9 protein-coding genes are annotated in these 12,476 nt (G+C 57.3%); 3 read left to right on the forward strand and 6 right to left on the reverse strand.

The window, feature by feature from the left end:
- Window positions 1-422: 422 nt before the first annotated feature.
- The 3 genes from LVY75_04990 to LVY75_05000 are packed head-to-tail and all read right to left on the reverse strand — an operon-like array spanning window position 423 to window position 4,233.
- Entirely contained in the window at window positions 423-1,700 is a 1,278-nt protein-coding gene (locus LVY75_04990; GenBank protein XAZ19515.1) for a c-type cytochrome, read from the reverse strand.
- A complete protein-coding gene (locus LVY75_04995; GenBank protein XAZ19516.1) occupies window positions 1,697-3,616 on the reverse strand; it encodes a cation:proton antiporter in 1,920 nt (639 codons plus the stop codon). The genes LVY75_04990 and LVY75_04995 overlap by 4 nt, the downstream gene beginning before the upstream one ends.
- Window positions 3,616-4,233, reverse strand: coding sequence for an NAD(P)H-dependent oxidoreductase (locus tag LVY75_05000; GenBank protein XAZ19517.1), 618 nt, complete (start codon window positions 4,231-4,233; stop codon window positions 3,616-3,618). Before LVY75_05000 ends, LVY75_04995 begins: the two co-directional genes overlap by 1 nt.
- 272 nt (window positions 4,234-4,505) lie before the next feature.
- Here LVY75_05000 and LVY75_05005 point away from each other — a divergent pair, with 272 nt between their 5' ends.
- From LVY75_05005 to LVY75_05015, 3 genes are all read left to right on the forward strand, one after another.
- Window positions 4,506-4,901, forward strand: a complete 396-nt coding sequence (locus LVY75_05005; GenBank protein ID XAZ19518.1) for a DUF983 domain-containing protein — start codon at window positions 4,506-4,508, stop codon at window positions 4,899-4,901.
- Window positions 4,902-4,971: 70 nt separating this feature from the next.
- Window positions 4,972-7,695 (forward strand): winged helix-turn-helix domain-containing protein, encoded by a 2,724-nt coding sequence (locus LVY75_05010; protein ID XAZ19519.1) that lies wholly within the window; start codon window positions 4,972-4,974, stop codon window positions 7,693-7,695.
- A 172-nt stretch (window positions 7,696-7,867) separates the two neighbouring features.
- Window positions 7,868-9,057 (forward strand): IS3 family transposase gene (locus LVY75_05015; protein XAZ19520.1). Its coding sequence is split into 2 segments (ribosomal slippage): window positions 7,868-8,117 and window positions 8,117-9,057, totalling 1,191 coding nucleotides; the frame shifts between segments, so codons are not numbered across the junction.
- Window positions 9,058-9,110: 53 nt separating this feature from the next.
- Here LVY75_05015 and LVY75_05020 read toward each other — a convergent pair.
- From LVY75_05020 to LVY75_05030, 3 genes are all read right to left on the reverse strand, one after another.
- A complete protein-coding gene (locus tag LVY75_05020; protein ID XAZ19521.1) occupies window positions 9,111-9,995 on the reverse strand; it encodes an MBL fold metallo-hydrolase in 885 nt (294 codons plus the stop codon).
- Window positions 9,996-10,134: 139 nt separating this feature from the next.
- On the reverse strand, window positions 10,135-10,875 hold the full coding sequence (locus LVY75_05025; GenBank protein ID XAZ19522.1) for an alpha/beta hydrolase: 741 nt from the start codon (window positions 10,873-10,875) through the stop codon (window positions 10,135-10,137).
- Between the two features lie 143 nt (window positions 10,876-11,018).
- A complete protein-coding gene (locus tag LVY75_05030) occupies window positions 11,019-12,410 on the reverse strand; it encodes an FAD-dependent oxidoreductase (GenBank protein XAZ19523.1) in 1,392 nt (463 codons plus the stop codon).
- Between the last annotated feature and the right edge of the window lie 66 nt (window positions 12,411-12,476).

The following is a 12,476-nucleotide window of genomic DNA, read 5'->3' on the forward strand; positions in this document are numbered from 1 at the left end:
CCGCACGCTGCCTACCCCTCGCGACATGGATGAAGCGGAGCTCCTGCGCGCGTGCTTCGTATTCGTGAGACTATGGGACGCCTACTTCTTGCTTGCCGTGAGCCCTTCGCAATGACAAGCCTAGCGCCGCGGGCATCTTCAAATGATGTTCCTGGTGAGAACTCTCCACGGGGTCCAGGCACGCCTCGACTTCCGAAGTGACCGCTAATCCTCCTTTCCCGTGGGTAGTTCGAGGTCGCCAAGACCCGAGCCACTCGACGGCACCGAGAAGGAGCCGCCCGAGGAACGAGGCAATCTTTCGGAGTTGGCAAGACTAGAGGTGAAAAGCGAGCAAGCGCATGTAGGCAGCAGCCAGGAGCACCTGCATCAACGTCGGGCGAAAAATCGGGCGCGATATCGTCGAGATAGGTTGGCGAGAGGTTTCACTCCCTCGCCTCTCCCACATCCTTCGCCGTTACCTTACCGCTCTTTCCACTTAGCCGCCCGATCACGTAGTTCGCGAGCGCTGCGACTTCGTCGTCAGAATAAATCGCGCGGAAGGCAGGCATCGTTTGGCCCGGCAAATGTGCCTCATTCGAAGAACCTTGAAGGATCACCCTAACTAGATTGCTGCCTTCTGGATCGTTGACAGCATGCGAGCCCTGAATCGACGCCCGGTCGTTCACAAGCCCGCTGCCATCCTTCCCGTGACAGCTCGAGCACGCGCCCGCGAAGAGGCGACCACCGAGATCCTCAGATGCCGTGGCAGATGCGGGCGGCACTGATGGGACAACCTTGGTTTCGGGATCGGTCTTGATGGCGGGAACCGTGCGGAGATACGACACGATAGCTTCGATGTCGGATGACGGCAGTTTGCTGAACGAAAGGTCGATCGCCTCACGCATCGCGCCGCCGGCAGGACCATGACCCTTCGCATGTCCGCTTGCGAGGAAAGCCCTCAGGTCTTCGTCGCTCCAGCTGCCGATACCGCTCTCGGGATCGCTCGTGATGTTCCATGCCTTCCATCCGTCTACCTCGCCACCTGACAGGGCTTGGCCTTGTTTCCGCTGGAACATGAGGCCGCGGGGGGTGTGACACTCGCCGCAGTGCGCCAAGCCCTCTACGAGGTAAGCACCCCGGTTCCACAGATCGTCCTTCGATGGATCGTTCTCCAGGGGATGCGAGGGCAGGAACAGGAGGTTCCATCCGCGCATCAGCCAGCGTTGATTGAAGGGAAAGTCGAGCGAATTTTCTGGTGCGGCGTCCGCAACGGCCGTGACTGTTTTAAGGTAGGCACGAATGGCGAGGATATCGTCAGTCGAAAGCAAGGCGTACGATGCATACGGAAATGCGGGATACAGGTTCTCGCCATGTTGGCCAACGCCCGACCTCATCGCGCGCACGAACTCTGCATCGCTCCAGTTGCCTATACCATGGTCGTTGTCGGGGGTGATGTTGGATGAGTAGATTGTCCCGAACGGAAGCTTGAATGGCAGCCCTCCCGCGAATGGTTTTCCGCCTTTCGTGCTGTGACAGGCAGCACAGTCGCCAGCGATCGTCAAATATTCACCGCGGGCGATCAGTTCCTGCCCGGAAGGCTGCGCTGGACTTGCGGCTACCTCGGGAAGCGAATGGGGATAGAAAAAGAACAAGCCGGCTCCAACCGCCCCAATTGCCGCCAAGAGCACCAGACCCAGCAAGATTTTCATGGAATATTTCATCGTCCTGCTCCTAAAGCTGGTTCCTCTGATGTTGGCTTTTCGGGAGCGTGACCGCCGTCAAGGTCCGGAGGGCTCCATCCACGCCGAACCATGTCGTCGTACTTTTCGCGCCGACCCAACATGGCCTCCTGGATGACTCGTCCGATGTCGTTGAATCCCGCGACAAAGCGCTCGTTGTCGGAAATGCGTGTCGTCGTTTCGTCCAGCAGCGTGGCCATTCGTGCGAGGCCGGCGAGATCCTGTTGGACGAATACGCTCTTTCGCTTTTCAACTTCGTAGGGATGCATTCCCATTGCTTTAAGCGCGAGCCCGCCGGCCTCCACCGAGCTGCCAAACAACTCGCGGACAATATGGTCCGCTCCCGCATCGACCAGGCGGTAGTGATGCAGCCGGTCATAAGCGCGAGCGATGATTGTGATCCGCGGGTTTGCTCGACGGGCCGCCTCGATGATCTGAACCGTACGATCTGGATCGTCGATCGCGACAACAAGTAGATCCGCTTTATCGACGCCCGCCGAGTGAAGAAGATCCGGACGACCAGCATCGCCGAAGTATGATTTCACGCCGAACTTGCGCAGGTCATCGACAACATCAGCACGATAATCGAGGACAACCGGTACAAAACCGTTGGCCAGCAACATTCGATTGACGATCTGGCCAAACCGGCCAAGCCCTGCGACGATGACTTTGCCGCTGCCCGGCCTCTCTGGCTCCGCGGACGGCGTTTTCCCTCTCTCAATCCTTACGACAATCTGATCGAAGAGTATGAAAAGCCCCGGCGTGATTATCATTCCTAACGCAATAACCAGCACTCCAATCGATGCCGAGGTGCCAGTTATCAGGCCCATGCTTTGACCGAGCGAGAGGAGGACGAATCCGAATTCGCCCGCCTGCGCCAAGCCGAGCGCGAAAAGCCATCCCGCAGCATCTCGCAATCGAAAGAGACGTCCGAGCGGAAAGAGGACCACGATTTTTATGGCCACCATCACGGCAGTTGCTTCGATCACGGAATCCCAGTTTGCCACCAAGACGGAAGGGTCGATCTTCGCGCCAATCGTCATGAAAAACAGGCCGAGCAGCAGCCCTTTGAAAGGCTCGATGTCGTTTTGAAGTTCGTGCTTGAATTCACTGTTCGCGAGCACGAGCCCGCCGAGAAAAGCGCCGAGCGCCGGCGACAATCCAACCAACGACATCAGCAGGGCGATCGCCACGACTACCAACAGTGCAAATGCAGTGAAGATGTCGCGAAGGCGGTCTCGTGCGATCGCGCGCATGATTGGACGTGATAGATAGTTGCCGCCGACAACGACCGCCGCCACGGCACCAAGCGTTAGAAGAGCGGCTACCCACCCTGGGAGGCCCGAAAGCCAACCACTACCGTGATCGACCCCAGACGTCTGATCGCCGGCGGCCATCAGTGGAAGGCAGGCAAGCATCGGGATGACTGCCAGGTCCTGGAATAGAAGGACGGCAAAACTCGCCTGTCCCCCATCCGAGTCCAGCACTCCCCTCTCTTCAAGGGTCTGCAGTACGATGGCAGTCGATGAGAGAGCGGCGACGAAACCAAACAGAACCGCCTGCTGCCATTCAATATGAAGGAAAACGCCAACAGCGGTGACGACTCCGACCGTCAAGATTACCTGCAAGCCGCCCAGCCCTACGAGCTTTGCGCGCAAGCGCCAGACCATCTTGGGATCAATCTCGAGGCCGATCAGGAAGAGCATCATCACGATGCCCAATTCCGATAGCTGTTCAAGATAGCCGGCATTTGCTTCCGATAGCTGCAGAACCGGGCTCATCAATGCGCCCGCAACAATATATCCGACCACGGAACCGAGACCGAGCCGACGGGAGATGATGACAGCGAAGACCGAGGAAGCGAGATACGCGAAAGCAGGAAGGAGAAAGCCGGACATCAGTTGGTCTCCTGACTGTCAGCGAGTTCGGCAAGATCTACTGCCGTAATCTGTTCGCGATGTCGGAGCGCGCCGATGTCTAACGATCCATCACGGAGGCCCTCCAGGAGTATGGGATAGGTCTCGACATGAATTTTCGCGGATGTAGAATCGATGTGGTTAGCCGCGTGCAACACGAACGGCGGAAGAAAGGTCATTCCGCAAAGTTCAATGGTCTGTCGCAAGGGCAGGACAAACAATGAAAACGGATGCTTGTTTCCACCGTCATGCGAATAGTCTCGAATGCTTCCGCCGGTGGTTATGCAAGCGATCGCCTGCTTTCCGGCAAGCTTTTTCCCGTGTGGTCCGTGAGCGAAGCCGTACTCGAGAACGAGATCTTGCCATTGCTTCAGCAGCGCTGGCGTCGAGTACCAGAAAAGAGGAAATTGGAATACGATCACGTCGTGGTCCAGCAATCGCCTCTGCTCACGTTCGATGTCGATGTCGAAACGAGGATATTCGGCGTAGATATCGACGAAGGTAACCCCCGCAAGCTGCTGGGCGCGCCTCGCCATCGACGTATTGATACTGGCCGGCCGTTGCGCCGGGTGCGCAAACAGGACGAGAACTCGCGCCAAAGGTGGTTCCCCTATTTTTTCGAAACTGCTCGCGCGGGTCATTATCTGGAAGCGCGAATTATCCGGGCACAAGGATAGTGGCTTGCACCATCAAATCTTGGATGATCCGGTTTCCATGAGGCGAGCGGCAAAATCGGAGGATCGAAATTGACAATCTTCGCGGTGATACGCGTGCTACGCGGTACCGCAGCGAAGGAGTGAGGGGCTAAAGGGGTTCCAATTGGCCTCTGGCGATCGTGACCTTTTGTGACATCTTACGACGGGAATTCGCGATGACGAACGAATATCCACCTTTGCCGCCCGTAAGCACGGGTCTACGCGGAAGATGCCCGCGGTGCGGGCAAGGCCACCTATTCAAGGGCTTCCTGACTGTGAGAAGCTCATGCGAAGTGTGTGGCCTCGACTACTCGTTTGCGGACCCGGCGGACGGGCCGGCCTTCTTCGTCATTTGCTTTGCATGCGTCCCGAGTGTCCTTCTCGCTGTGTGGCTTCAAGTTTCCTTTGAAGCTTCGGTATGGACTCAAGTGTTTGTCACAGGGCCATTCATGCTTTTGACCTGCATCCCACCATTAAGGCCGCTGAAAGGCTGGCTGATCTGCAGTCAGTACTTCTATAAGGCCCAGGAAGGGAAGCTCGCTGGGCTCGACGAGCCGAAGGCGCGGGAATAAACCGTATCTCGGTGTTCGTTAGGAAACACCGCGTCGCACCACTGCAGGACATTCAAGGGTTGAGGACACGATGAGCGTTCTGCATTTTGAAGGTTTCGAACTGGACGTTCAAAACCGTAGGCTGATGGAGGACGGCCATCCACTAAGACTAGGTGGTCGAGCATTCGATCTTCTCGCGGTCCTTGCCCAGCGCTCGGGTCAGGTGATCAGCAAGGATGAACTGCTAAGTGCAGTGTGGCCGACCACAACGGTCGAAGAAGGCACTCTTCGAGTCTCATTGGTTTCACTTCGCAAATCTCTCGGAGAACGCGCTCGCGGCTTCATCGACAACGTGCCCGGCAAGGGATACATCTTCGTACCGCAGGTTCGCGTCGACGGTGCCGCGTCCGTCGCGACGACGCCTAACCTGCCCTCGAACGACCTTCCACGCCTCCCGAACAAGGTCATCGGCCGCGATGAATTCATCGACACCACGGCCGATCTTCTACAGCAGTCGCGCATCATAACGATCACCGGTACCGGAGGCATCGGCAAGACCTCCGTCGCGGTTGCCATTGCGGAACGGTTCGTAGGCCAAAGGAGGGTGATGTTCCTCGATCTGGCCTCCCTATCCGACAGTATCAACCTGATGCCATCGCTTGCCAGTCAGCTCGGCCTAAGCGTCTACGGTTCAGAACTGCTGCAGGCGGTGGCGACAGAACTGAGAAAGACTCCGACCCTTCTCGTATTCGATAACTGCGAGCACATTATCGATGCAGCAGCCGAGGCAGCTGAATCGATCCTCCTCGAAGTCCCGACGTCCACGATTCTCGCCACAAGCAGAGAGCCGCTTCGAATTCAGCTTGAACGCATTCGTCGCTTGCCTCCGTTGGCCGTCCCGCCCGAGGGGACAATCGCCGAGGAAGCAGTAAGTTACGCCGCTTTGGACCTGTTTTACAAAATGGCGGGCTTGTTCAAGGACGAGCGCGATCTACGGCAACCCGAAGCCATTGCCCTTTCCGCGGACATTGTCAGGAAATTGGAGGGCATTCCTCTGGCCATAGAACTGGCGGCTTCGCGGGCCCTTGATATGGACATCAAGGAGTTGCACCGCTCCGTAGCAAGGCCGCTGTCGGTTCTACGTCGCGGCAGGCGGAATGCTCCCGCTAGGCAGCAAACCCTACAAGCGGCACTCGACTGGAGTTTCCAGACTTTGTCGCCGTTGGAGAAGGAGCTCCTACTTCGCCTTTCGACCTTCGCTGGTCTGTTCACGGCCGAAGACGCGCGTGCCATTGCCGGTGACCGACATTCCGACGACGAATTCTACGAAGCGTTCGACGGCTTGTTTCTCAAGTCCCTGCTGAACGTTGCCTCCGAACGAGGTTGCTACCGACTACTGGTAACGACACATCATTATGCTTCCGCGAAACTGTCGTCCGCTCCTTTCAAGCGGGACGCCCAACTCGCGCATGCACGCTATTGCTCCGACAGTTTAAAGAAGGCCGAGGCGGACTGGACTAAGCTTGAGACCGACGAGTGGCTGCGACTGCATGGTGCACTCATTCACGATTTGCGTATCGCCTTGGCTTGGGCCTTCTCCTCCGACGGAGACGATGCCCTTGGAATAGAACTCACCGCCACTTCCAACATTATCTGGACGCAGCTGGGACTAATGACCGAACAGTTGGCGGTGATCGAGACCGCGCTCGCTCGGGCCCCCGCCGCCAAAGCTTTGGATCCACGCCACGAGATGTACCTGCGGCTTTCGCACGCTGGCACGATGTATCACATCAAAAGCTCGGAACGCGATCCACAAGCCCTCGCCGAATACTCCCAGGCCATGACGATCGCCAAAGACCTTGACGATCATATGGGTATTCTTCGTGCCAGTGGCGGCATAACAGCGATCCATACGATGAATGCGGACTACATTGATGCCATCAAAGTAGCGCGGCAGTTCGACGATCTTTGCGGTGCGAAATTGCCCAATGCAGTGAGCCGCATGCTCAACCATAACCTTCACTATATCGGTGACTTCGGCGGCGCTATGCGACATGCCAATATAGCCCTCGACATGGCGAAGGCCGGCGTTCGCGGAACACTCAACAATGGCGCAAGCTACGATCAAAGGATCAGCGCCCTTTCAACCGTCGTGAAAACCTTGTGGGTTCAGGGAAGACTGACCGAGGCCATGGAGCGACTTGATGCCGTGTTGGCTGAAGCAATTAGCCTGGACCACGCGATTTCGACCTGCCTGTATCTTGCTGTGTCAGCCTGCCCCACTGCTTTTGGAATGAGGGAAGTCGAATCCGGTAACCGTCTGCTCCACCTCCTCTTAGAAAAATCTGCCAATAACTCCCTGCTGCGTTGGCAGGAATGGGCTTACACGTTCGAGCAAGTATCGGCGGCGATCGCGACTGATGACAAAGAGCGTTTCAATAAAGCCGTGGCAAACGCGAAGGGAGCTCGGTTCGAAAATTGCCTGATCGTAGGCGGCCACCTTGCGGACCGTGCGACCATTGATCGGGCTTTATCGAAAAATGCCGGATGGTGCCGGGCAGAACTCTACCGCCTAAAGGGTTTCCTGCTCCTCGATGAGGACGCGGACGCAGCTCGCAAACTCATCATGGAAGGATACCTACTTTCGTCTCAGCAAAGCGCCAGGTTCTGGGAGCTGCGCTGCGCCGCGACTTTGGTCAAGTGTGCACCGATAGATGGTCACGCCGCCGCGAGAAGTCGGCTTGATCAGACACTGGCAGGGTTCGATGAAGAGCTCGCCACCGCAGATGTGGTGGAAGCAAGAACACTCATCTAAAGCGTCCATGCGGGAATGCAGCCGTCAAAACACTTCTTGCGCCGATTGCCCCAGCCCATTCCAACTAGGCATCACAGAAACCCAAGTCTGACTTCAAACCTGGGTCTCTGACCTTGCCCCGTTGAAATAATCCATTTTGAAGTAAGCTCTGGCCCATTGAGAGGACCAGGGAATGAAGCGCAAGCGTTTTACAGACGAACAGATCATCGGCATTCTGAAGGAGCACGAGGCGGGCACGCCAGTCGCGGAGCTTTGCCGCAAGCACGGCGTCAGCGATGCCAGTATTTATAAGTGGAAAGCCAAGTTCGGCGGCATGGACGTGTCCGAGGCCAAGCGGTTGAAGACCCTGGAGGACGAGAACACGAAGCTGAAGCGGCTCCTGGCGGATGCCATGCTCGACAATGCTGCTTTGAAAGACCTTTTGGGAAAGAAGTGGTGACGCCCGCAGCAAAGCGGAACGCTGTCAAGCATCTGATGAGCCACCATCAGATGAGTGAACGGCGGGCGTGTAAAGCCATCGGCGTTTGCCGGATGACGATCCGTTATGAAACGAGCCGCAGCGACGATCATGACCTTCGCGAGCGAATGAAGGCGTTGGCGCATGGACGTCGCCGCTTCGGATATCGACGCATTCACGTGCTGCTCAGGCGCGAGGGCCACATTGTGAACCACAAGAGGCTCTTCCGGCTCTATCGGGAAGAGAAGCTGACGGTGCGCAAGCGCGGCGGTCGCAAGCGAGCGATTGGCACGCGAGCACCGATGCTTGTCCCGATGGCAGCCAATGATCGTTGGTCGCTGGACTTCGTATCGGATCAACTCACCGACGGTCGCAGGTTCCGGGTGCTGACGGTCGTCGACGATTGCACCAGGGAATGCCTGGCACTCGTCGCCGATACATCACTTTCCGGTCTGCGGGTTGCACGCGAGCTTGACCGGATCATCGAGGGGCGTGGCAAGCCAAAGATGATCGTCAGCGACAATGGCAGCGAGTTCACCAGCAATGCGATCCTGAATTGGACGGATCGGACCAAGGTGGAATGGCACTACATCGCGCCGGGCAAGCCGATCCAGAACGCCTTCATCGAAAGCTTCAATGGGCGGCTGCGAGACGAGTTCTTGAATGAAACTCTCTTCTCGTCACTGACCCAAGCTCGATCAGCGCTTTCAAACTGGCGCAGCGATTACAACGATCACCGACCGCATTCCGGCCTCGGCTGGATGACACCTGCCGAGTTCGCTCAGACAATCAACCCGCGACGTGATGCGGTGCTGCGCAGCCGAAATGGCTCCGCACCGCAACCCGCCGCTACCGCCCCGAATACAGCAACCCAAAACCGTTGGAGCGAACTCAAAACTGGATAAAACTTGGGGGCAAGGTCATCTCTGTAGCACGTCGCCAATCAGTGTAAGCGCGACTACAGGCTTTCGTAGACAAGCTTGGTGAAGAAGTCCGGCGTAATCACGAACTGGCCCCAGACGGCGTCGAACGACGAGGTTGGACGTTGAGCCTGTACCTCTTCCAAACTCATGCCTTTGCTCTTGTTCGCGGAGATCGACTCCCTGATGGCAACAAGCATTTCCAGGTAAGCCTTGAGTTCTTCGCGGTTCCCGATGGGGTTTGCGTGTCCGGATACGACGAGAGTGTCAGCATCGCAGATATCGACGTTCCACTGCGCGGCGCTGATCATGCCATCAATGGTGCCACCGGTGGACCGGTCAATGAACGGGTAGATTCCGTTCCAGAATGTATCCCCGGTGTGCAGCACGTTCGAATTCTGGAAAAATACCGAGAGGTCACCGTCGGTGTGGGCGTTCCCGTAAAACTTCAGGCGTACGGGATCCCCGTTGATATCCAACTCGTGTGTGTCACCCACCACGATCGACGGAAGAGCCTGGATCGCGGAAGGCGGAAAGTCAAAATTCCAGTCCTCGACACGCTGCGCCGCGCTCAGGTGAGAAAGCGTCTTTTCGTGCGCAATGATCTTGGCTCCTTCCCGGCCGAGCCAATCGTTGCCGTCAGCATGATCGAAGTGCCAATGCGTATTTACTACGGCGGCAACTTTGGAACTTCCCAAGGAGGCTAGGCTCTCCTTGATCTTCGTCTCCGATACGGCGATGCCCGCATCCACGAGGAACATTCCATCTTCGCCGAAGCTGGCAAGCATGTTACCGCCTGAGCCCTCGAGAACCGTGAGCCTCCCACGCACCTCGTGAAGCGAAATCGGAGACGAGGCGGCGTAGTCCTTCATAGCATTCACAATGCCGCGCGATTTCGCATAGGCCTGTGCAGGTGTCAGCATTGGACCGCCGGCGGCGGCAGAGGGCTCGGCCGCCACGCAGCACAAACAGAATCCACGATGAAAGAAGCGAGAAGCGTGCATCGGTCTAGGTCCTCAGATGTTAAGGAAACGATTGGATTGAGACGTTGAATTACGGATCTTAGTGCCTTTGGTGGTTCCGGACGAACGACGTGATTACGTCGACGGAATAGATCGGTTCCTGGTGATGCGGACCATGGCCGGCCTGCGGCAAGGTGACGATATGATGCGACTTCCAGTCGCGCACCAATTCCAGCCAGTTTTCCACCGGGCAAGCAATATCGTGATCACCAGCAATCACCAACAAGGGGACCTCGCCAGCAGCGAGTTTCTTCGCGTGAGCGCCCTCGGGGTCTGGGTAGATGGTGGACCTGTCTTTCGCCTCACTGAGGAGTTTCATGAAGGTCGCTTCCGGTATCGGTGGGGATGTGTTGGTCCTACGTTCGGCGATACGATCATGAGCTCGCCTCGCGGCAGCCCTGCTACCTTCCGATGCGGGTTCGAAGAACAGGACGAACTCGTCATTCAAGGTGTTCACAGAGTTCATCGCGGTCTTGATGAAAAGCGGCTCGGCGCTCACCTTAGGGTGTCCCGGAGGTGCCGTTCCGATCAAGACAACCTGCGAAACCTTCTCCGGATAAGTCACAGCAAAGACCTGTGCCACAACTCCGCCCAGCGACCATCCACCCACCACGACTTTGTCAAAGCCAAGGAAATCGATCAGGTCCTTTGCATCCTTCGCAAGCGACGCGCGGTCGTATGTCGGTGTGCCGGTTGATCCACCGAGCCCCGTATAGTCGAAGATCACCACCGTGAATGTCTTGGCGAGCTCGTCAAGAAATAGCGGATCCCAGGAATCCATGGTTCCCCTGAACCGGACGGCGAGCACGAACGGCGGACCATCTCCGAACTGCCGATAGGCAAGCCTACGACCTTCCAAGTCCGCATATCTAGTTTCGATAGTCGAAGCGTTTGCTAACATCGTCGTTGATCTCCAAACTCTTCTTAGCTGCGCTTGGCCGGGGCGCTGACGTTTGCAAAGAGCATGTTGAGACCTTCGGTGATGGTCGGATGGGCAAAAATCCCGTCCCGCAAGGCGGTAAAAGGCAGCCCGCCTTGCATCGCCACCTGGACGACACTCATCACGTCACCCGCGTTCACGCCGATCATGCTGAACCCAAGTATCGTATCGGTGTCGTGGGCGATAATGGCTTTCATGAATCCCTTTCGAAGCGAGAGGGTTCTGGCACGTGGAATAACATCCATGGGAAGCTTGGCCACACGGTATTCAACGCCGTCCTTCGCCATGTCGGTCTCGTTCTTGCCGATCCTTGCGAATTCAGGATCGATGAACACGCAGTACGGAATCAAACGATCTTTGGTCGTGCGGTTTCCGCCGTTCATCGCGCTTTTGACGATACGGTAATCGTCGAGCGACGCATGGGTAAACATCGGCGTGCCAGCGACCTCGCCCATAGCCCAGACATCGGGTGCGCTCGTGCGCAGCCGCTCATCGACCTTCACGAAACCGCGTTCGTCGAGATCGACGCCGGCGAGTTCCAACCCAACGTCGGCGGTCCGCGGCCGCCGGCCCGAAGCAACCAAGATATGGGAACCTTCAAACGACCGCCCGTCGGCGCATCGTACCGTAACGCGGTCGCCCGAACGACCCGAAACGGTCAGGTCGTAGGCGCTGAGGGCCACATCGACGCCTTCTGAATTGAGAGTTTTAAGGATGGCTTCGCTGACATCAACGTCTTCGCGCGGGGCAAGGCGCGGTCCACGTTCAATGATGGTGACCTCCGCGCCAAGACGCCGAAACGCCTGCCCGAGTTCCATTCCGATATAGCCGCCACCGATGACGATGAGACGGGTGGGCAACTCTCCCAGTTTCAGAGCATCCACATGCGTAATCGGGTTCGCAGCGGCTAGCCCAGGGACATCAGGGATGTCCGCAACGGTTCCAAGATTGATGAACACCTGATCGCCCGTGAGCCTTCGCAGGCCATTTTCCGTTTCAACCTCGATGGTCTTAGGGGCGACAAAACGTCCCCAGCCAAGAACCAGGTCAAATCCGCTCGCGTTAAAGCCGGCTTGGTTCGTCGCGACCATCTCGGCGACAACCCTCGCCGTGCGATCTTTCACCACGTCGATACTGTGGCGAACGCTGTCGACAGCGATGCCGAATTCGGCCGTGTTCCTGACCGCGTGTGCGACTTCGGCGCTGCGAATAAGGGTTTTGCTGGGGATGCAAGCGACATTGATGCATGAGCCGCCGATCATTCCGGCTTCTACAACCGCGACCTTTTTCCCTGCCTTTGCCTGCTCCATAGCGAGGGTTTTGCCTGCCTTGCCGCCGCCAAAAATAAGGAAGTCGAATTTTTCAATGTCGTTCATTGCTGCCTCGCTTTTCGAATTGGCAGCATGGAACCACGCGCTGGCATCCCGATATTGTAAGATGCG

Origin of the sequence: Sinorhizobium sp. B11 (assembly GCA_039725955.1) — a bacterium.
In the GTDB taxonomy this organism is placed as follows: Bacteria; Pseudomonadota; Alphaproteobacteria; order Rhizobiales; family Rhizobiaceae; genus Rhizobium.